Raw genomic sequence first — 22,711 nt, forward strand, 5'->3', positions numbered from 1 at the left:
CCGGCGTCTGGACATGACGTGATTTCTGCGTCATCAGGGCGGCACTTACAGATCGCGAGACTCTCATCGAAGCTGCTATCTGGCCGGAGGCGTTGAAGTTGAGTGCGAACAAGCCACCGGAAGCAAGGCCTCTGCAACGAGGCTGCCGCGCAGCCGATCTGCTCTACCGGCTTCACTACAGACATCTCAAGGACTGGCTGCGGCGTCGTTATGGCGACGGCCCGCCGGAACCCGAAGACGTCGCGCAAGGAGCATTTGCCAAGATTTCGGCGATGGAAAATCTCGACCATGTCGAGGACCAGCGGGCCTTTCTTTATACGATCGCGGCGAACCTTGCCGTCTCTGGCTTCAGGTCACGGGAGCGAGCGGCAAGGCTGATCCGGGATAATCTCGTTGCCAACGAATTTAATATTGAAAATCTCACGCCGGAACGCGTCCTAGAGGGTAGGGACGATTTTGCCCACCTCATGAGGCTGCTTTCAGGCCTGAGCGACAGGCAGCGCGAAATTGTCCAACGGAGTAGACTGAAAGGACAGACCTACGCGCAGATCAGCGCCGAAACCGGCTGGAGCCTTGGAACCATATCCTCCGAGCTTAGAGCTGCGCTTCAGACCCTGGCGAGCGTACGGACAACAAGGGAAGACGTGTGACAGCGAACTGCGTGCCGGAGTATCTTCTTCCGCCAGGACTGGACGGATCTGAGGACGTCGATGCGCAGGCGGCTGCCTGGCTTGGCGAACTTTATTCCGGAGAGCTGACAGACGAGCTGGAAGCACGCTTTTCAGGCTGGATGGCGCATGATCGTGCCAATAGAATGGCTTTGGCTAATCTGGAACAGACCTGGCAGGATCTTGGCCTGTTGCTCGTGCGGGAGGACCTGGATCGCGAGGCCGCCTGGGGCGTCAAGCAGGGGCCGGCTGGCGAGCCGGTTGTCGCCGCGAATGACAATCTGGCGCACAGGATGCGCAAATGGGCGCTGCCAGCGGCAGCTGTCCTTCTTATCATGGTCTCGGCTCTCAGCTATCTGACGCTTTTCCCCTCATCGCCGGTGACAGAATTCAGCTATGCAAGCGCGCCGGGAGAAAGCCGCCAGATTGCCTTGGTGGATGGAACTGAGCTTACGCTGGGCGCGGCGACGTCGGTTTCCGGCCGGTTTTCAAGGAAGAAGCGCGAACTTACCCTGGAGACTGGACGCATCTTCATTGATGTCCACCGGGATGCTGAACGGCCATTTCTGCTAGAGTCCGGGAACGCGCGCGTGAGAGTGCTTGGAACGGCTTTTGATGTGCAGCGAGGTTATGACTGGGTGGGTGTCTCACTGACTCGCGGAAAGCTTCAGGTGGGGCTCAGCAGTGATGGAGGCGAGAACAAGCTGCTCTCACCTGGCGAGCGGGTGGAGGTTAGGCGCGACGGCACGATAAGTGATCCTGAGCCCTTTTTGCCGTCGGTCCTCTCCTGGCGCGAGGGCAATCTCGAATATGTGGATATGCCACTTCGGGAGGTGGTCTTCGATCTCAACCGGTATCGTTCCAAGCCCATCGTGATCGGGGACGAGGAGCTGGGGGATATGCGGGTGACCTTCGCGGTGCCGTCCGGAGACACAGACATTTTTTTGGATGCTGTGAGCAGCATGCTGCCGGTTGCCGTTGAAATATCTCCCGAGCACGCAACGCTTCGGAAAAAGACCTGAGCGCGATTTTTGTCATAAACGATCGACCTTGAGTAAGTAATAATACATAATTGCGAAAACTATTTTAAGTATTTGTGTCTTTTCGGCTTATCTTATCTCGATATTTTTCGAATTTATTTTGCGAAACATTTGTGAAGATTTCTGAAAAGCCTGAAAAAATGAGTTTCCCAGACGACAAGTTCACGGAAATCGGAGTTGGCCGCCGGTCCTCGGCCCAGCCTGCTTCATTTTCAGTGCAATTTTTCCGAGGGGAAACACAATGTCTCGAAATACCAGAGCGCAGGCTGGCGCCGGCCTGTCACGATCACTGCTGGCAGCGGCCTCGATTTTCGCGCTTCAGGGCGTGATCGCCCCGGCACTGGCCCAGGATGCCCGGGCTGTTCAATCAATTTCGCTGGAGGGCGGGAGCCTGAGCGAAGCCATCGTTGAGCTTTCGCGTGAGAGCGGAGTGGCGATCTTTGCGTCGGGCGACATCACGTCCGGAATCACGGTCGGGCCGCTTAGCGGGCAGATGGCCCCCTATGATGCCCTCGAAAGACTGATCGAAGGACACGGCCTGGAAATCAATGCCAGCGACAGGGGGGCACTTATCGTCCGGAAGGCCGAAGAGGAGCCAGCTCCGGCACCCAGCCCTGCCGCCGCCACGACATCGCTTTCCGGGCAGGTCACGACCGCTGGAACCGGGGGCTATCTTGAAGGTGCGATTGTCGAGATTCCTTCGCTCAATCGATCTGCCGAGACTGACCGCGAAGGCCGCTTTGTTATCCGTAACCTGCCGGCCGGCAGCTACGACGTGCTCATCACCTATCAGGGCAAGCAGGACTTCACGACGACGGTAAGGCCCTCTGGCGGGAACCCGAAGACACTTGATGTGGCTATGCTGCCTCTGGGAGTGGAAGAAGAAGGGATCATGAAGAAGGTCATCGTGACCTCTTCACCGATTGCCGACTCTGAGGCGGCTGCCTATTCGCGTCAGAAGGCCTCCGACAATCTGGTCAATATTATCGCCGCTGACACGATCGGCCGCTTTCCCGACCAGAACGTTGCTGCGGCCCTGTCGCGTGTGCCTGGTGTTTCTGTCGAGCGCGATCAGGGCCAGGAACGCTACATCAACCTGCGCGGCGCGCCCACCAAATGGTCGACCATATCCTTCAACGGGCTGAACATCATTTCGCCCGGCGGCCGCACGCCGCGTTTTGACACGGTGCCGAACGCAATTGTCTCCTCGGTGGAGACGACGAAAGCCATTACTGCGGACATGCCGGCAGAGTCGATTGCCGGTAACGTCAATATCATCACACGCAGCCCCTTCGATCATGATGGCCTTATGGTCTCTGGCCAGATCGCCGGCGGGTATATGGAACTGGGGGAGGGTGGTCAGCAGGACCTCAACCTCGCGCTCTCCAATACCTTCAACAATGACAGGATGGGGTTTGTGGTCTCCACCGCGCACTATGAGCGCGATCAGGTGACCGACAATATCGAGAACCGTTTCGAATATGCCGGCGAGGCCGAAGGAACGCCTGGGGAAGACATCATCTGGGCCAACCAGTACGATTACCGGCTCTACCGGCTAAACCGCCAGAACTCGGCCTATTCAGGCCGTTTCGACTGGCGCCCGAATGCCGACCATGAGTTGTTCCTTTCGTCGATCTATACTGAGTTCCGCGATCATGAGCAGCGGCATCTACTGCGCTTTGACCTCGATGATTCAGAAGCCTGTTATGCGCAGGTCAGCTGCGGGAACACCTTCGAGGAAGGCGTGATATATGGGGTCGAAGGCAATGGAGAGTTCAACACGGGACTGTCTATCCAGAGCATCCTGACCAATACGCTCGGCGGCGACCATTATATCGATGGCTGGGATGTCAGCTGGCGGCTCAACAACACGAATGCCGATGATGAGGGCTTTGCCTATTCGCAGTTCTCGTTCAGCAGCGACGGTGATCTCGATAGCCGGTTCACTGTGGATTACGATTATACCGATCCCGACTATCCGATCTTCTCGATGTACAACACGGTCGACAATGGTGATGGCACATATTCGAAAGCCGGGAACGAGCTGGATATCTATGATGTCAGCCGTCTGGCCTTCGACCGTGGCACGGAATACCACAATATCGACATGACGCAGACCTGGGGCGGGCGTCTGGATCTGTCGCGTGACATAACCGTCAATGATCTTCCTGTTTCCGTGAAGTTCGGTGGCTCTTACGACACCCGCCTCAAAAAGGTCAAAGAGGACCGCACGCAGGTCTCTGCGGACACCCTGGAAGCAGCTGGTCTCGCCCCCATCAATGCGACCGAAATCATGTCGGATGAACTGATGTTTGGGGAATTTCCAAGCAATTGGGATGCCTATCTCTACGATCACGACAAGGCGGCGCGGGTCCTGCGGGAGGCGATCGCCAATGGCGCGGGGGAGCATCAGGATGATCGCTTCCTGGAGGAATACTATCGTGTCCAGGAAGATATTTCCGCCGCCTATGGGATGGCGACGGTCAATTTCGACTGGGGCAATGTGGTGGCCGGTCTTCGCGTCGAACACTCCGAAAACGAAGGCCAGGCCTACGGTGTCGAGAATGACGAATTTGTGCCTCTGAACGCCGGCGATAGCCATACCGGCTATTTCCCCTCGGTCCATATCAACTATGATATCACTGAGGATCAGAAGTTCCGCCTGTCTTTCAACTCCGGGGTTGCCCGCGCCGATTTTGACGAGCGTGCACCAAACTTCGAGATCAACGACGCTGAGCAGGAGATTTCGGGCGGCAATCCGTATGTAAAGCCTGAACTCGCCTATGGCGTCGACGCATATTATGAGTGGTATCTGAAACCTGTCGGCATCCTGTCAGCCGGTGTGTTCTACAAATACATCAAGGACCCGATCGTTTCGATGAATACGAGATTCGGGTCGAAGGAATTCAATACACCGATTTTCGACCGCTCGGGGTATCTGTTCAATACGAATGCGAACGGCGACAAGGGCGAGTATTACGGTATAGAGCTTGTCTACGCCCAGAAGTTCGACTTCCTGCCGGATTACGGTCTTCCCGAATGGACAGATGGCTTTGGCTTCAACGGTAACATCACCATCGTGGATTCGGAGATCACTCTGGGTGATGGCCGGACTGCGCCAATGACGAGCTCCTCGAACTATAATTACAATACGTCCGTGTACTGGGAAAAATACGGTATCTCGGCGCGTGTGAACTGGCAGTGGCGGACCGAATGGCTGAACTCGTATGGCGATAGTGACGCGTTCGACCGCTATTGGGACGGTCTGGGGCGCCTGTCTTTCGGGGCGCGCTATCAGCTTAATGACAATTTCGAATTCTTCTTTGACGCCAACAATCTGACCGATCAGGTCGGGCGCCGCTACCGCGGCAATGAAAGCCGCGTCTATGAGATCGAAGGATTCGGCCGGTCTTACATGATCGGGTCCCGCTTCAATTTCTAAACTCTCGAATACCAGACCTCCGAGGCCGCTCCCGCTGGCCTCGGAGTATCCAGCCCAAAACAACGCTATCTATTGGAGACCACTGATGAAGTCTTTCGTGATTTCTATCTGTTGCCTGACCGTATGCATTGCGCCCCAGGCTTATGCCCATGAGGGCCATGACCATGACAGCCAGCCGCCCACCCCGCCATGGCAGGATGCCTCTGGCTGGCCGGACCGGATCGTCACAACCATACCGGAAACACCGCAGTCGAGTTTTGCCGTCACCTGGCGGACCGATGACGAGGTGACCTCTTCCATCGCTCAGATCGTCGAAGCAACAGATGCCGCGCGTTTCGATGTGGGCGCAGAAATCGTGCTCGGGGAGACGGAGTCGCTCAACCTCGTCGATGTGCCGATCGCAAAGGAAATCTGGAAAGCGGAATGGAATGACGGGCTAGCCCCGGTCAATTACCATTCGGTCGTGTTTCGTGGCCTGGAGCCCGACACCACCTATGCATATCGCGTGCGGGGGTCTGAAGGAAACTGGAGCGAGTGGTTCCAGATCCAGACTGCACCAGAGGATGGGCCGGTCAAATTCATCTATGTGGGCGACGCGCAGAATGGGGTGCTCTCACACTGGTCACGCCTCATCCGCGCGGCCTATGCCGCCGCGCCGGACTCCCGCTTCATCCTGCATGCCGGTGACCTCGTCAATAATGGGGCGAGGGACATTGAGTGGGCGAGCTGGTTCAAGGCAGTCGGCTTCATTCACGGCATGATCCCGGCAATACCCGTGGCGGGAAATCACGAATACCGGCGTTATACGCGCAATGGCGAAGAGTCCGACAGCCTGCTCTCCATGATGTGGCGCCCGCAATTCACGCTTCCTGAAGAGCCGGAGCTGCCGGACGATCTGCAGGAAGCGGCCTACGACATCCGGTATTCCGACGACATTCACATTTTCATTCTCTCCACGCAGAACCAGAATTTGCAGGCGCAGGCCGACTGGCTGGATCGTGAACTGGGGCGCAGCGATGCGAAGTGGAAAATTGTGTCCATGCATCACCCGATTTTCTCCTCCGGGAGTGACCGGGACAGCCCGGACCGGCGCAAGATCCTTCTGCCCGTTTTCGAGAAGCATGCTGTCGATCTCGTCCTGCAAGGCCATGACCATACCTATGCGCGCGGCATGATCGGCCAGACACCGGAACGGATCAGCTATAGCGATGCCGGCGGCGATATAGAGACGATGTTCGTGAACTCTGTCTCGGGGCCGAAGCAATATGACTTCAAGGAGAATGGCTGGGACGATTATGCCGACACGGGCGTTCAGCTGCAGCGAAAGGCGGAAAATACCCAGTTCTTCCAGATCATCACGATTGAGGATGACACGCTCACCTATGAGGCCCGCACCGCGCTGAATAATCTCTATGACGACTTTGTCATGACGAAGGATGAGTCGGGCCACAAGACGATCACGCGAGGCGCCCAGTCGACCATGGATGAGCGCATGTTCGAGACGTCCGAACCCTATATCCGCGAAGGTATCGACTGATACGTCGCGCGATGCAGAAATTGCCGTCTTCGCCGCTCCTTCGGAGAAATGTCCAGCAGGTCTCACCCCCTCTTCCTGCTGATAGGGCGAAGACGGCAGCCTTGCGGAGTTCAGTTCGCCAAATACCTTACCCTGCGCTTACCGGGTAGAATTTGGGCGGAACTTTTTTCGCAAATGCTTGCGTGTTGCTTGGTCAGGACAGGCCGCCTTTTGAGCACGGCGGTGTTCTCAGTGTCATTTCTCCGGCCTCACCTTGTTCATAGGAAGCCAGTGGCATCAGCATGCAGCAACAAGAGCAGGCTGGTGAACGTGTCCGGAAAGTCTTCTGTCCCCCTTGGTCAAGTGGAGCCCGCTTTCCACGAGTCCCGCAGCTCTTCGACATTCGACGAGCTTTACCGGGATTATTGGAACGAACTCTGTGCGAGATTATCGCGGACGTTTGGAAAAGGACCACCCGACCCGGAAGATGCGGCCCAAGCGGCCTTCGTCCGCTTCGCGTCGCTGAACGACCCTGGGCAGGTTAGAAATCCTCGCGCCTTTTTGCTCACCACCGCCAGGAACTTCATACTCGACCATAAACGGAACCACGCCCGGTCCTCCACGCATCTCCAGGCAGCGCTCCACGATCGCAACGAGGTTGAAATCGACAACCTCACCCCGGAAAGGGTTATGCTCGGCCGTGAACAGTTGGAGATTGTGGAGAAGGTGATTTCCAAACTCACTCAAAAACAGAAAACCGTACTTAATCTGAGCAGGATCAAGGGTTATACTTATACAGAGATCTGTAATGAGACAGGCTGGTCCTATGGTGACGTCTACCGGCAGACAAGCATAGCACTTGAAAAGCTGGCGGAAGCGCTTGATAGAGCAGATTGTCGGCGCTGACGTCAGGTTGAGGGAACGGAATGAGACCGCCCGAAGAATCAACGCGGGAGGAAGTGGCTCGGGACTGGGCTGTTGCGCTGAATTCCGGCGAGATTGATCTTGCCAGCCGCAACGCATTTGAAACCTGGCTATGCGAAGACGAACAAAATCTCCTCGCCTTCGAAAAATACGAGATGCTGCTTCAGTCGCTCTCCGGGTCGGCGGAACTGGCCAAGGCAGAGCCGTCTGCTCGCAGTTCCGGGCGTCCTTGGTGGCGCGGCGTCGTCGCGGTGGCCGCGTCCATCGCGGTCGTGGCTGGTGCGGCCTTGCTTGTCTATACGACTAACGGGTTTGAGCCGGAAGCTTCGCCCATCCAGACGGCGGCCGCAGAAATCCGCACGTTGACCCTGCCGGACGGCAGCGTGGCGACACTCGGCGGGCGCTCCAGGATCGAAACGCACTACGAGGCCGATGCCCGGCGCGTCACCCTGCTGGAAGGGGATGCCTATTTCGATGTGGTTCCTGATACCTCGCGGCCATTTTTCGTCGATGCTGGGACACGGGTCGTGCGCGTGGTCGGCACGGAATTTTCGGTCAGCCGGGACAGTGAGGCCGTCCGCATCGCCGTGGCAGAAGGCAAAGTCGAAGTCTTCAATCCTGGTGTCAAAGACCTGCCCGTCGAAGCCTTGCTGCCGGGCGACAAGATCGAAATTGTGAGCCGTCAAGGGATTACGCGGTCCACGGTAGAGCCAGCCTCGGTCGGGCGCTGGCGTGAGGGCTGGTTGTCGTTCAGGGATGCGTCTCTGGGGGAGATAGCCGAGAGCGTCGAGCGCTATTCCAATACGCGCCTGGTTTTTGCCTCCAGCGACCTGGAGGAGACGCGGGTGACGGCATCATTCGGCATCGACAATATCGAGCAGTTTCTGGCGGCGCTGGAGAGCTCTCACGACATCTCGTGGTCGCGCAACAGTAATGGCGACATCCTGATCAGGTGAGTGCGCTCACTTTTGCGCCTCAATGGCGTTCTTGAGCGTCCTTTTTGCTCCGCTCCCGAATTATTTTGGATAATCCGGGAGCGTTAATCGTCAACTCATACGGAAGCGCATCACCAATGGGGTGGGGCGCAGTCGCCCTGGCGACGCTTCTGATGAGGGGAATAGACATCATGAGACCGATCCGGCCATTCGTTTACAAGGCAGCCCTGAAAGCCGCCGCATCCGCCTTGCTTCTGGGGGCTCCGGCTCTGGCGCAGGAAACCAGTGTTGCGCGTTTCGATATTGAACCGCAGCCCTTGCAGAATGCGCTTCTCAGTTATTCTGAACAATCGCGTACAGCCATCGTAGTGCCGGCCGATCTTGTGGCAGGAAAGGCTGGGAATGCTGTTGCGGGCGAGATGTCACCTGGCGATGCGCTTGAGCTTCTCCTGCAGGGAACCGGTCTGTCGCCTGAACGAAAATCAAATGGCGCACTGACGATCGCGGTGGAAACCGTCTCAGAGGAGGCACCCAGGACTCCTGCCCCTTTGCAACTCGCTCAGGCCACGACGTCGAGTGAGCCTGAGCCGGTTTCCACTCAGACAGGAACGGAGCTGGAAGGTGAGCAGGACGACGAGGCAGAGCTGACCATGGATCAGATGGTTGTCACGGGATTTCGTGGCCGCCCGCGCTCTGTGACGGAAAGCCCGATCCCGATTGACGTCTTCGATGCCGAGCAGCTTGAATCGCTGCCGCAGACCGGCCTGTTCGAGTCGTTGCGCTACCTGGTGCCTTCGCTGAACCTGCCGCAGCGCGCCGGTGGCGGGACCGCAACATTCATCTCGTCAGCGGGCCTGCGTGGCCTCAATCCCGACCAGACGCTTATTCTGGTAAATGGCAAACGCCGCCACAAGACTGCCCTGATCAATACCAGCACAGGCCTCTTCAGTGGCTCTGCGGGTGTCGATCTCAACATGATCCCCTCCTCCGCAATCGCGCGGATTGAGGTCCTGCGGGATGGTGCGGCGGCTCAGTACGGGTCAGACGCCATTGCCGGCGTGATCAACATTATCCTGAAGGATGCGCCGGAAGGCGGGTCGGCCAATGCCAGCTATGGCGAGAATTTTGACCGCAATGATGGGGAGTTCTCAAACTTCTCCATCAATAATGGCTTCGCTCTGGGGGAGAACGGGTTTGCGAATCTCTCCTTCGCGCTGAAGGATTCAGGCTGGTCGAACCGGGCGGTTGCTGTGCCTCTGCCGGGCGAGCCGGGTGGAAACAATCTCTTCCCGTTGCAGGATGATGGAAGCTTCGATCCACGTGAAAACACGATCGATCGCATGATCACCACCAATTACGGCAACTTTCCGCAAACGCTTTATAGCTTCGGCGCCAATGCCGGCTACGATTTCGGCGGGGTGGAGCTTTACAGCTTTGCGACCTATTCGGAACGTGAAAGCACCTTGGACTTCACCTACCGCATCCCGCGTGATTCCCGGAATAATATGGGGATTTATGCTTTCGGCTACCGTCCACGTGAAGTCATCAATGAGGATGATTTCGACATTGTGGCCGGGCTCCTGACCACCGCGCTTGGTTTTGACTGGGACTTCTCGGTCGGCCACGGCTTCAACGACACGAAATGGGAAAACACACTCGGTCTCAACGCCAGTCTCGGCCTGGATAGCCCCACCTCCTTCTATCTCGGCGCGATGAATGCCAGTGAGACCACTGCCCAGTTTGATGCCACCCGCCTTCTTGATGTGCCGATGGGCGAGATGCAGGTCTCGTTCGGGGCGCAGTACCGGGAGGAAACTTTCGAGATCGAGCGCGGTGAACCAGCTTCTTATGCCGACGGTAACAATGGAGCTCCTCCGGGCGCGCAGGGCTTCCCAGGATTTGCGCCCGAAGCCGAGAACGACGTCTCCCGCGACAACAAGAACGCGTATGTCGAACTTGCCTGGGAGCCGACCGAAAAACTGCTTCTTGCGGGCGCGCTTCGCTATGAGAGCTTCAGTGACTCTTCCGGTGAGGAGACGATTGGCAAGCTCAATGGCCGGTATGAGTTCAGTGATGCATTCGCCGTACGGGCGTCCTTTAATACCGGCTTCCGCGCGCCGAGCATCCAGCAGCTTGGCTTCAAGGGCAGCCGTGGCCAGTTCGCCGACCTCGACAATGATGGTGTGGCCGAGACCATTGTGCTGCGCCAGACCCTGCCGCCAACGGATGCAGCCGCCCAGGCGCTCGGTGCTGAGCCTCTGACACCGGAAAAGTCAGAGAATATCAGCGTCGGCTTCACCTTCACGCCAGGCTACAATTTCACGCTCACAGTGGATGCCTACCGCATCGATATCGAGGACCGGATCGCGCTCTCCACGCAGTTTAACCGTGGTGATGGCCGTGCGGCGCAGGGCGGCGGTACAATCGGTGACGAGATTTCGGCGCTTCTCGATGCGGCTGGCTTTGATCAATCGCTCGGTGGTGCGAATTATTTCACCAACGCGATCGATACACGCAGCGAAGGCGTCGATGTGGTGGCAACATGGACGACCGATCTTTCCTTTGGTTCGCTCGATCTGAGTGGTGCCTATAACTATAATGACGACAGTGTCGAAAAGGTGGACGAGAATCCGGAAGAACTGTCCGGCCTGATCCTGGCTGATGGTAGCCCGGTCGTTCAGTTCGACCGCTCGCGGCTTGGCACCTATACCGAAGCCATACCCGCCGACAAACTCAGCCTCAATGCAGCGCTTGAAAGTGGTCCCTTCCGCTTTACCGCCCGGGCCACCCGTTTTGGCGAGTTCACCAATGTCGCCACTTCTGAGGCGAACGATACCGAGAATGACCGCAAGTGGATCGCGGATATCGAAGCTGGGTACGTCTTCGACAATGGCGTCGAGATCTATGCCGGGGCGAACAATGTGTTCAACACCTATCCGGACCAGGTCCGCGACCCGAACAGTTATGGCAACGGGATGTATGACACGATCTCGCCTTACGGGTTTACCGGCGGCAACTGGTACGTCCGTGCCGGGTACAAGTGGTAATCAGCCGAAAGGAACCAGCCATGATCTTCAGACAGAAAGGAAGGGCGCTCAGCGCTCTTCTGCTTTCCTTATCGGTGATTTCGTGTGCCTCTCCGGCGCCCGAAAGCCTGCAGGCGGCGTCCGCGCCTGCAAAGGTCGAACAGGCTTCGACGGCTGATACAGCCGAGACAAAAAGTGAAATCCTGTGGGACACTTATGGCGTCCCGCACATCTATGGCGCGACCGAGGAAGACGTTTTCTACGGTTATGGCTGGGCCCAGACCCACAGTCATGGCGATCTACTACTGCGCCTTTATGGTGAGGCGCGCGGGAAGGGATCGGAATATTGGGGGCCCAAATATGAGGACACCTCGACCTGGCTGATCGCCAATTCGGTGCCCGAGCGGGCTCAGGAGTGGTATGATCTGCAGACGCCGCAATTCCAGGCTGACCTTGATGCCTTCGCGCAGGGCATCAACGACTATGTCGCTGAAAATCCTGATGCTATCGACGATGAGGTGGAAATTGTCCTGCCAATTACCGGCGTGGACGTGGTCGCTCATGCACACCGGCTGATGAACTTCATCTATGTCGCATCCCCGTCCCGCACGATCGGGCCAGCGGCGCCGCCGGCGCCAGCGGGCTCCAACACCTGGGCGGTCGCTCCGAAGAAAACCGAAAGCGGACATACGCTTCTGCTTCAGAACCCGCATCTTCCATGGGCCAGCGGTTTCTTCACCTATTACGAAGCTCATCTGAACGGACCAGACTTCGAGATGTATGGGGCCACCCAGGTCGGCCTCCCGGTCATCCGTTTTGCCTTCAATCAGCGGATGGGCATTTCGAACACGGTGAATGGTACGCTCGGCGCGACCTCTTACCTGCTGACGCTCGATGGCGACGGATATGTGTTCGATGGCGAGACGCTGCCCTTCGAGACACGTGAGGTGACATACAAGGTCCTTCAGGAGGATGGCTCTCTTCTTGAGAAGACGATGGACTTGCGCAAATCCGTGCATGGACCTGTCTTCGAGCGCGCTGACGGCGAAACCATCGCGCTTCGTGTCGCCGGCCTCGACCGGCCGGGTATGCTTCAGCAGTATTTCGATATGCTGAAGTCGGACAGTTTCGAGGAGTTTCAGGAGGTTATGGCACGCCTTCAGGTGCCGACCTTCAACATCACCTATGCCGACAAGGAAGGCCATATTCAGTATACGAGCAATGGTATCCTGCCCAAGCGTGACACAGGCGATCTGGCCTTCTGGGAGGGGCTCGTACCTGGCGACACCTCAGACTATGTCTGGACCGAAATCCACCCGATCACCGATCTGCCGATCGTGACGGACCCGCCAAGCGGCTTTGTTCAGAACTCCAATGATGCGCCGTGGCTGGCGACCTACCCGCCAGTCTACGAACCGGAGGATTTTCCGCCTTACGTCGCCGAACTTGGACCGATGTCTCTTCGCGCACAGAACTCCGTCAGCATGATGGTCAATGAGGAGAAGGTCAGTTTCGATGAATTCGTCGCGCTGAAAAAGTCCTCCTACGCCACCGCTGCAGAGCGCGTCCTGCCCGATCTTGTTGAAGCGGCGAAGGGTGATCCTGATCCCGAGATCCAAGAAGCCCTCTCGCTTCTTCAGGCCTGGGACAAGGAATTTGATCAGGATGCGCGTGGTGCGCTTCTGTTCGAGGAATTCATGACGCCCTTCATGGCCAAACCGAATGCGTTTCCGTTTGCCGGGCAGCAAAACTATGAGACGCCGTGGTCTCTCGACGAACCTTTGACCACTCCCTGGGGTGTCAAAGATCCAGAAGCCGCTCTCGAAATGCTGCGCGGCGCCATCGATCGCACCAAGGAAAAATACGGCGCGATTGATGCTGAGTATGGCGATTTCTCGCGCTATCAGATCGGGGACAAGGACATTGCGGGCCTTGGGAGCTACGGCAACCTCGGCGCGTTCAACGTCATCACCTGGTTTGATCCCGATGGCGACAATATCCGCACACCGGCCCATGGCGAAACGTGGATTGCGATGATCGAGTTCTCGGACCCGATCAAGGCCTATGGCCTGATGACCTATGGCAATTCGCGCCAACCCGGCACCACACATTATGACGATCAGGTCCAGATGCTTGCGGACGGTGAATACCGCAAGCTCTGGCTCCAGCGTGATGAGGTGGAGGCCAATCTTGAACGGCGTACGCCGCTCGCCCGCGACTGATATTGAGGCAGACAAGCAATGAAGTACTCCATTCTTTTGGGCTCAGCCCTCATCCTTGCCGGCTGCGCTGCGGACATTTCCGAAGCGGAAAAGTCCGCGCCCGGTCAGCAGGGGAGTGAGGCGGCCTCTGCCGCTACGCCGGAGCCTGTGGTCCCCCCCGAGTTTACGCCGGTTCAGAGCGATCTGTTCGGCATTGTGGGGTCGCTGTCGAATGCGTGGGCAGATGTCGATAGTGATGGTGATCTCGATTACGCCGTTTCCCTGAAAGGCGGGGCTATTCAGCTCTACCTGCAGGAAGACGGCCTGTTTGTTGACGTTACCGGTGCATACGGCCTGCCACCCTTCGATCCGGACGCGCCGCCGCCCAGCGCCGAAGACTATCGGCGGGAGGACTATAAGGAGTTTCGGGGCCTGTCCTTCGGCGACTTCGACGCGGACGGGTATGTCGACCTTTATGCGGGCGCGACCATGCCCGCTCAAGCATCCCGCCTGTACAGGAATGTCGGCGGCGAATCCTTTGTCGATGTTGCCGCTGCAGCGGGTCTGACCTTTCCCGGACGGTCGTCACGTCAGAACAACTGGGTCGACTTCGATGCCGATGGGGACCTTGATCTCTATGCGGTCGATCGTATTGCCGAGAACAAATTGTTTGAGAACGAAGACGGCGTCTTCGAGCAGGTTTTTGCCGATGGCGGGCCTACAGACTCCCGGGCAACGGTGGGCGCATGCTGGTTCGACTATAACCAGGATGGCAGGCTGGACCTCTTCCTCGCCAATCAGTCGGGCGCAACCGATGCCCTCTGGCGAAATGACGGCGATACTTTCACGGATGTCGCGGCCGAGGCCGGTGTAGACAGTGCCGGGCGTGAAGAGGGAGAGGGCGGCGTCGGCTGCGCAATCGGCGATTACGATAATGACGGCGATTTCGATATCTTCCTGGCAGCCTACGGACCCAACCGTCTTTACAGGAATGAAGCCAATGGCACGTTCACAGATGTCTCCGAGACAGCGGGCATTTCGGAACCGGACCATGTCGTCGGCGCGGACTGGGGCGACTTTGACAATGATGGGGACCTCGACCTCTTCGTTGTCGGATATGAGGGCCCCTTTGGTGAGCAGACACCGCTGAACAAGCTCTACGTGAATGATGGCTCGGGTGGGTTTGAGAACATTCTCACGCTCGACTCGCCGCTCAACGCGGCAGATCACGGCGTCGTATGGGTCGACTATGACAAGGACGGGGATCTCGACCTGTCGGTGACGGATGGCTACGGCCCCGAAGGCGGTCACTTCGTGTTTCGAAACGATATGGAAGCCAGTCTGGCTGGTCACGCGCTGGAGATGATGGTGGTGACCGGCGAGGGGGCTGTCGCAGTGCCTGGCGCCGAGGTCCGGCTGTTCAATGCCGCAGGCGACCTGCTTGCCAGCCGTCTCATCACCTCCGGAGGGGGCTACAATGCGCAGAGCGTCATCCCCGTTCATTTCGGATTGCCCAGCGAGACTGTCGTGGATGCGGAAGTGACCTATTTCACGCCAAGTGGTGCAGCGAACCAAAGACTAGACAATGTCGACGTCTCCCAGTGGCAGGGCAAGGTTCTCAAGATAGAAGTCCCCGCCGGGGACTGATCACGATAGCTGGTAGCTGCAGCAACGCCATTCCACGCTAACGAACCAACGCAGGACGGCGGGGGCGTTTTTGCGGCGCGAGCTCTCAGCGGACTCTCATTATCTTTGACGAGCGGCCGGAGCTGCTGCAGACAGGCCCGCAACGGCCTGACAACCAAGGTCAGTCGGACAGTCACGATTCCAGGCTCTTGCCTGGAAGGGAGAAAGCCAATGGGACTCCATATTAAACGCGTGCTGCTCGCTGCGATCACAGCCGCAACGGCAGGAACACTCGCACCAGCGCCTGCCTCGGCGAGCTATGGCTACTATGTCGGCAAGAACCTCACCGAGGATGGCAGCGTTCTTATCGGTGGCACGGGAGAGGAGGTCTCCAGCCACTGGCTGGAAATCGTTCCGGCCAAAGACCATCCGGCCGGCGCCACAATCTCGGTTGGCGTGACGCAGGATGCGGCCATCCCGGGCGAGCTCATCGAGATTCCGCAGGTGCCGCACACCTTCAAATACATGACGATGAATTATAGCGACTATATGGGCTTTCCCGCGCCGCTGACGAATGGCGGCCTGAACGAACATAAGGTCGCCATACGCGACATCTGGTCGAATTCGCGCCGCGAACTCGTGGAGATGACGAAGACACCTCAGCACGGCGTTCAATATAGCGATGCGGCGCGGATTGCGCTTGAACGCGCAACCACGGCACGTGAGGCAGCCGAGATTATTGGCGGCCTCGTAGATGAGCATGGCTGGGCCACCTATGGCGGCAATTCGCACATGATCGCCGATCCGGACGAAGGCTGGGTGGTCCTGCAGTTTGCCGGCAGCCAGGGGCTCTGGGTCGCCGAACGTCTCGGCCCGGACGATGTCCGCGTGTCCTATCCCGGCTATATCGGTGACATACCGGATAATTATCTGGAGAGCCCCGATTACATGGGGTCTGAGAACCTCATTTCCTTTGCTGTCGAGCAAGGCTGGTACGACCCAAACTCAGGCGAGCCATTCAATGTGCATGAGGTTTATGGCGAGCAGGGCGTGCCCATGCGCAGCGGGGTCAAATACTTTGCCATCGCAGATATCGAGCAGGCGCTTCAGGAGAAGGCCCCCGTAACGGTAGAAGAGTTCATGAGGCTCGTCCGTGATCCGCGTATCGCTGACGAGGAAGCCGGTTATGGCCAGGTCGTCTCGCTCAGGAGAAATGTGCCGGTTGAACTGACCACCGTATGGATTACGCCGACGAGTTCGGTGACAACGCCTTTCATCCCCTGGTACTTCGGCGCCACCGACGTGCCGCCTGAATTCGGCCAGCACCGGTATCTGTCAAAGAATGCTGGATCGACTTTTCTTGATCCCGACTTCCAGGAGCAGGAAGCGACGGTTTTCGCAGGCCGGGTCTTCAAGCGCTTGCTTTATTATACCTGTTCACGTCCGGAGGAATTTCTTCCGGAAGTCAGGGCTGCTATGGAAGGGTTTGAGCGCAAGGCACGTGAGGACAATATCACCGTCTCGAAGATTGCCTCAACGCTTTACGAGTCCGATAAGCCCGACCTCGCGGAGAGCTATCTGAACTTCTACAGCCAGACCAAGGCGATGGAGGGGCTTCGTCTGGGTGAAGCACTGCTGATGGGCATCGAGGCGCGGACTAAGTGGCAGTATGGCATTCGCCGCCCGGAAGGCAGCCGGATGAATAGTGCCGGAGGGGAGACGCCCAACTGCCTCACCGGTCATGACCCCGATACGGCTGAGGACTGAGCCCCCCTCTTTAGTCGAAGGCGCTCTGACGGCGATCCTTACTTGTTCGGCGATGAAAATCCCTCATCGAAGTCATCCTGCTCAACCACGGATGCGCAAGTAAGGCCTATGGATCTATGGTCGGTTGCTGAAAACAGTACGGTAACAGAAGCGCCAAACTTGCGTGCTACTGCCAGCCATTGGACTGAGCGGAGTAGGGTAAGGTGCGAGCAAAGGCGGCCCTCTATGCGATCTGTAGCGTGGTCTTGCTCGCCCTGGCGTCGCCGGAATTGGTCTATGCGCAACAGGAAGCCGGAGGAGACCGGATTGCTCGCGAAGTGACGCTCGGCGGCGGGCGGCTGGATCGCTCGCTCGCCCGCCTTTCTGATCTCTATGGCATCAATATACTGGTGGCTTCGAGCCTGATCTCCGGCGCAAAGGCGAAACCGCTCAATGGCCGGTACACTTTCACGCAGGCGCTGGATGAGCTCATCGAAGGTCACGGCCTGAATGCGGTCCAGGTGAACGACGTCACCGTGACCATTGTCGCGGCAGAGGTTTCACCGGAGCCAAAACTTACCCCCAAGCGCGAGCCAGCTCGGCCTGCGTCACCTGTTTCGCTCCCAAGGCCGGACCCGGTCCGCCGGGAGGCGCCGGTCATCGTGACGGGCACCCGCGCGCCGGCCCGCACTGCCTTTGAATCGCTCGCTCCCATTGATGTGATTGGCGATGACGATCTTGCGCGCAGCACCTCTGATGAGTTGCTGGACAGCCTGTCCCAGTCTCTGCCTGGCTTCACGGCGTTCCGATTTCCATTGAATGACGGCAATATATTCAACCGGCCGACAGCGCTAAGAGGGCTGAGCTCCGATCAGACCCTGATCCTCGTCAACGGGCGCCGCCGCCATCGCTCGGCTTTCCTTGAGACATCGAACGGGCAGCCGGTCGACCTGTCCCAAATTCCGGTCACCGCCATAGAGCGGATCGAGGTGCTGCGCGACGGCGCTTCGGCGCAGTATGGTTCGGATGCAATTGGCGGCGTGATCAATGTGATCCTCACAGAGGAATTGGAGCCAAGCGCCTTCGCGCAATATGCCTCCTACTTTGAAGGGGACGGTGTTGCCTGGCGGGGCGGCGCCCGGACAGGCCTGAAGATCGGCGAAGAAGGCTTTGCGGTGCTGAGCACCGAACTCTTCGACACCGAACCGACCTCACGCACCCGCCAGCGTGCCGACGCCATCGCCTTTCAAGCGGCCAACCCGGAGCTGGACGTGCCAAACCCCGTACAGCGCTGGGGACAGCCAGAGCGCAGCGGCTGGCGACTCGGCTGGAATAGCGAGGTGCCCGTCAACGGTGTTGACCTCTATCTCTTTGGCACATTTGGCGAGACACACGGGCTCTCAGACTTTAACTGGCGAAATCCTGATGTCGCCAGTGCCTTCGAGACGAGCCCCGCTTTCCCCGACTTTGACTTACGCCAGGTCTATCCGGCCGGCTTCACTCCGCGTTTCGGTCAGGACGAGGTGGACGGGTCTGCCTTTTTCGGACTGCGGGGCAGGGCGGGGGAGGGACTCGAATGGGATATGAGTCTCGGCTACGGCCTCAGCCAGATCGACTACATCCTTCGCGAAAGTATCAACGCTTCGCTTGGACCAGATAGTCCGACTTCATTCCATCCAGGCAAGCTGCGGGAAACTGAGCTGGTCTTCAATACGGATATCCGCCAGCCCATCGCAGCAGGCCGTTCGGCAGGCGCGGGTAATCTCGCCGCCGGTATTGAGCTCCGACGCGAACGCTATGGCGTCGAAGCTGGCGATCTGGCGTCCTATGCTGTCGGACCCGGTGCAATCGATGGCTTGCCGCCTGGCTCGAACGGCTTTCCCGGCTATTCGCCGGAACAGACAGGCACCTTTGAGCAGGACAGCTATGCCGGCTGGGTCGATCTGGAGTGGCCGTTGACGCGTGCCTGGACGATGGGCGCCGCGCTTCGCTATGAGAATTATTCGATCTTTGGCGACATGTTGACGGGCAAAGCCTCAACTCGTTTTGAAGTCACGCCTGAATGGGCGCTGCGCGCCACCGTCTCGACCGGTTTCCGCGCGCCAACGCCGGGTCAGGCCTACACCCAGCGAACGAGCCAGTCGCTGGATACAGAAACGCTCGACATCCGCACGCGAGGACGCTTCTCACCGCTTGGGCCTGTTGCGGAGATTATCTCAAACCGCGAGGGGGTCGAAATACGGCCGCTGGAAGCCGAACGGTCAGAAAATTACTCGCTCGGATTTGGATATCGCGGAGGGCATGGTCTCAGTCTTACGGTGGATGCGTTCCAGATCAATGTCGATGACCGGTTCGACCTTGTTGGCGGATTCGAGTTGACCGATAGCGAACGCACCGAACTGGCCGCGCTCGCGCCCAATATGAATCCCAATATCTCGTCTGTTGGATTTTTCCAGAATGTGTATGATTCCCGCACACGGGGCCTTGAGATTGTGACGACATATAAGCGTCCGCTTGGCAGCGGTGATCTCAGCCTGACCGGCGCCTACACCACGATTGATAGCGATGTGACGCGGGCCGACAGGCCCCTCGACGAGGCTGAGCGCACCTTTTTCGAAAACCCGGTGCCCGAGCACCGTGCAACGATCTCGGCCGTTTATGAGCGTGGATGTCTCGAATGGTTCGCGAGGCTGCGCTATTATGGCGCCTGGTCGGATGTGAACGGCGACGTTGAAGCCGATTACCAGAATTTCGGCGGCCGCCGCTTTCTCGATCTCGGTATGACCTGGCATGTAAATGAGGCGCTGGCGTTCAAGGTTGGCGCCGAGAATGTTTTCGATGTCTATCCCGACAAGGCCCGCCGCCAGTCCAATCGCGGCCTGATCTATTCGCGCAATACACCCTATGACACAGATGGTGGGCTTCTTTACGCACGCCTCACCTCCCGTTTCTGACGTGTGCGGGCTCCCCGTGTGAATGTTTCGTGAAATCTGAATTGTGCGGCGCAAGAAATGACACCCGTTCCGTCTTCCCCCTTGCAGGGCGCGCTGACCTTCCTTGAGCGCTGCAGCCCTGTGACGGTCAACCGATTGAGGGGAATTCAGACATGTTCCGTACAACTTGCAAGGCAGCACTTCTGCTTGCCACCACATCCTGCCTGACACTGGGCTACGCCGCCCATGCGCAGCAGAGCGAAAACACCAATGAAGCGGCTGGCGATGAGTCACTGGTCGCCGATACCGTAATCGTGACAGGTACGCGCCAGGCCCAACGCACCGTATTCAGCTCTCTTGCGCCGATCGATGTCGTGTCCGGTGAAGCCATCGAAAGCACGTCATCGGAAGACCTGCTCGACACCGTTGCCCAGCTCGTGCCGAGCTTCAAGGTCCAGCGCCTTCCAATGGCCGATGGCAATATCTTCGTCCGGCCAGCCACGCTTCGAGGTCTGGGCCGCAACCACACCCTGGTTCTAGTCAACGGCAAGCGCCGTCACCGTTCTGCCTTGCTGGGCGCTGGTACGGACCTCGCTTCCATCCCGTCCTTTGCGATCAAGCGGATCGAAGTTTTGCGTGATGGTGCGTCTGCGCAATATGGTTCCGACGCGATTGCCGGCGTGATCAACATCATTCTCGACGATGAGCCCGGCTATGCGGCCTACGGCCAGTTTTCCCAGTACTATGAAGGGGACGGCACAAATTATCAGGCCGGCGCACAGGCCGGCTGGGAACTGGGTCTGGGCGGACACCTCGTCACCACGCTCGAATATTACGACGCTGAACGCACATCACGCTCGCGCCAGCGCCCGGACGCCATTGAGCTGCAGGCCAACAATCCCGATCTCGACGTCCCGAACCCTGTTCAGCACTGGGGGCAGCCGGACCGCAGCGCGACACGTTTTGCCTTCGATACGGGATATGACTTCAATCCTTTCGTTTCGGGCTATGCCTTCGGCACATATAATCAGGGGCAGGGCGTTTCGGACTTCAACTGGCGCAACCCGACCTCAGGCGTCTTCAACACGTCCGATGTTTTCCCGGACTGGGATCTTGCCGACATCTACCCGGCAGGCTTCAGCCCACGCTTTGGCCAGGAAGATGAAGATCTTGCTCTCGCGGCGGGCCTGAAGGGTGAGCTGGCTGAGGGGCAGTTCACCTGGGATCTCAGCGTCAATCATGGGCGAAACACGATCGAGTACTTCATGTATAATTCGATCAACGCCTCGCTCGGCCCCAATAGCCCGACCTCCTTTGATATCGGGACACTCGAGCAGCGCGAAACCAACATCAATGCCGATTTCGTCTATCTTGCCGATCTCGGACTTTCCTCGCCTGTTAACGTTGCTTTCGGCGCAGAGCGCCGCGAGGAAATCTATGAGATTGGGGCCGGTGAAGAGGCTTCCTGGGCCATTGGGCCGGGGGCTGCAGACGGGCTGCCGACAGGCTCCAACGGTTTCCGTGGGTTTGAGCCGCGTCAGGCAGGAGAGTTCGATCAGGAAAGCTATGCCGCCTATATCGACATTGAAGCGCCGCTCACCGAAGCCTGGACAGTTGGCGGCGCCCTTCGCTTCGAGGATTATAGCGAGTTCGGCGACACGACGACCGGCAAGCTGTCGACCCGCTATGAAATCACCCCTGAACTGGCTGTTCGGGCCACCGCTTCGACGGGCTTCCGCGCCCCGACACCGGGCGAGCTGTTCTCCGAATCCACCGGGCAGGGCCTGGACACCAAGACACTGGAAGTCTTCACGAATGGCCGTTTCTCTCCGGAAGGGCCCGTCGCGGCGATCATTGCCAAGCGCGAAGGCGTGACGCTAACCTCGCTGGAGCCCGAAGAGTCCGAAAGCTACACGCTGGGCCTCGCCTATCAGAATGATGCAGGTTTTTCGGGCAGCATTGACCTCTACAAGGTCGAGATCAGCGACGCGATTGGTTCCTCAGGTGGGTTCACGCTGACCGCTCAAGAGCGTCAGGCACTTCGCGATGCGGGTGTGCCAGGTGGCGGCACCTTCAGCAGCGTGTCCTTCTTTCAGAACCGCGATGGCAATGAGGTCCAGGGCGTCGATGTGGTCGGCAGCTACCGTATGGGGCTGAGCTCGGGCGACCTCAATCTGACCGGTGCCTATAACTATAATGAGCGCAAATCCACGTCGGACTCCGCCGATGAAGATCGCCGTTATGAACGTCAGTTGCCGCAGCACACGGCGAATCTGACGGCGACCTACATCACCGGTGCCTTCGAAGTGTTCGGGCGTGTTCGCTATTATGGCGAATGGACGGACTTCTCCGACAATGCCGACGGCCAGATCTATCAGGATTTCGGGGCGAAAGCCTTCGTCGACATTGGTCTGACCTACAATGTCACCGATAATTATTCGGTGCGGGTCGGTGCGGAAAACGTCTTCGACGAATATCCGGATGAAGCGACCTATCAGGCCAATCGCGGTCTGATCTATTCGCGCAACGCGCCCTACGACACCGATGGCGGCAATTACTACATCCGCCTCGATGCCAAATTCTAGTCGTGGCAGGGGCCTTGACCTGCTCCCCGAAGGGTACCCGTTTATAAGTTAGCTCTGTTCCACATTTGA

Annotated in this window: 12 protein-coding genes; all 12 read left to right on the forward strand. The window is 58.3% G+C overall.

Features of this window, described 5'->3' with window-relative positions:
* The first annotated feature begins 98 nt into the window (after positions 1 to 98).
* The 12 genes from ABNU55_RS13510 to ABNU55_RS13565 all read left to right on the forward strand — a co-directional run bounded on the left by ABNU55_RS13510 (position 99) and on the right by ABNU55_RS13565 (position 22,642).
* Positions 99 to 650, forward strand: coding sequence for an RNA polymerase sigma factor (locus ABNU55_RS13510; protein ID WP_290759728.1), 552 nt, complete (start codon positions 99 to 101; stop codon positions 648 to 650).
* The gene (locus ABNU55_RS13515) at positions 647 to 1,690 is read left to right on the forward strand and encodes a FecR domain-containing protein (protein ID WP_348764436.1); all 1,044 of its coding nucleotides are present in this window, start codon (positions 647 to 649) and stop codon (positions 1,688 to 1,690) included. The genes ABNU55_RS13510 and ABNU55_RS13515 overlap by 4 nt, the downstream gene beginning before the upstream one ends.
* A gap of 259 nt (positions 1,691 to 1,949) precedes the next feature.
* Positions 1,950 to 5,150, forward strand: a complete 3,201-nt coding sequence (locus ABNU55_RS13520) for a TonB-dependent receptor (protein ID WP_290759730.1) — start codon at positions 1,950 to 1,952, stop codon at positions 5,148 to 5,150.
* An 85-nt stretch (positions 5,151 to 5,235) separates the two neighbouring features.
* Positions 5,236 to 6,687 (forward strand): metallophosphoesterase family protein, encoded by a 1,452-nt coding sequence (locus ABNU55_RS13525; RefSeq protein ID WP_348764437.1) that lies wholly within the window; start codon positions 5,236 to 5,238, stop codon positions 6,685 to 6,687.
* Positions 6,688 to 6,990: 303 nt separating this feature from the next.
* Positions 6,991 to 7,572: a sigma-70 family RNA polymerase sigma factor gene (locus ABNU55_RS13530; protein ID WP_290759734.1), complete on the forward strand. Its 582-nt coding sequence runs from the start codon at positions 6,991 to 6,993 to the stop codon at positions 7,570 to 7,572.
* Between the two features lie 20 nt (positions 7,573 to 7,592).
* Entirely contained in the window at positions 7,593 to 8,546 is a 954-nt protein-coding gene (locus ABNU55_RS13535; protein ID WP_348764438.1) for a FecR domain-containing protein, read from the forward strand.
* A gap of 170 nt (positions 8,547 to 8,716) precedes the next feature.
* Complete coding sequence (locus tag ABNU55_RS13540) at positions 8,717 to 11,572, forward strand: TonB-dependent receptor (RefSeq protein ID WP_348764439.1); 2,856 nt, start codon at positions 8,717 to 8,719, stop codon at positions 11,570 to 11,572.
* Between the two features lie 20 nt (positions 11,573 to 11,592).
* A complete protein-coding gene (locus tag ABNU55_RS13545) occupies positions 11,593 to 13,773 on the forward strand; it encodes an acylase (protein ID WP_290759740.1) in 2,181 nt (726 codons plus the stop codon).
* An 18-nt stretch (positions 13,774 to 13,791) separates the two neighbouring features.
* Positions 13,792 to 15,399, forward strand: coding sequence for a CRTAC1 family protein (locus ABNU55_RS13550; protein WP_348764440.1), 1,608 nt, complete (start codon positions 13,792 to 13,794; stop codon positions 15,397 to 15,399).
* 210 nt (positions 15,400 to 15,609) lie between these two features.
* Positions 15,610 to 17,145: a C69 family dipeptidase gene (locus tag ABNU55_RS13555; RefSeq protein WP_290752721.1), complete on the forward strand. Its 1,536-nt coding sequence runs from the start codon at positions 15,610 to 15,612 to the stop codon at positions 17,143 to 17,145.
* A gap of 203 nt (positions 17,146 to 17,348) precedes the next feature.
* The gene (locus tag ABNU55_RS13560) at positions 17,349 to 20,078 is read left to right on the forward strand and encodes a TonB-dependent receptor (protein ID WP_290752718.1); all 2,730 of its coding nucleotides are present in this window, start codon (positions 17,349 to 17,351) and stop codon (positions 20,076 to 20,078) included.
* Positions 20,079 to 20,230: 152 nt separating this feature from the next.
* Positions 20,231 to 22,642: a TonB-dependent receptor gene (locus ABNU55_RS13565; RefSeq protein WP_290752716.1), complete on the forward strand. Its 2,412-nt coding sequence runs from the start codon at positions 20,231 to 20,233 to the stop codon at positions 22,640 to 22,642.
* The last annotated feature ends 69 nt before the right edge of the window (positions 22,643 to 22,711 follow it).

It is taken from the genome of uncultured Henriciella sp., assembly GCF_964005855.1.
Taxonomy (GTDB): domain Bacteria; phylum Pseudomonadota; class Alphaproteobacteria; order Caulobacterales; family Hyphomonadaceae; genus Henriciella.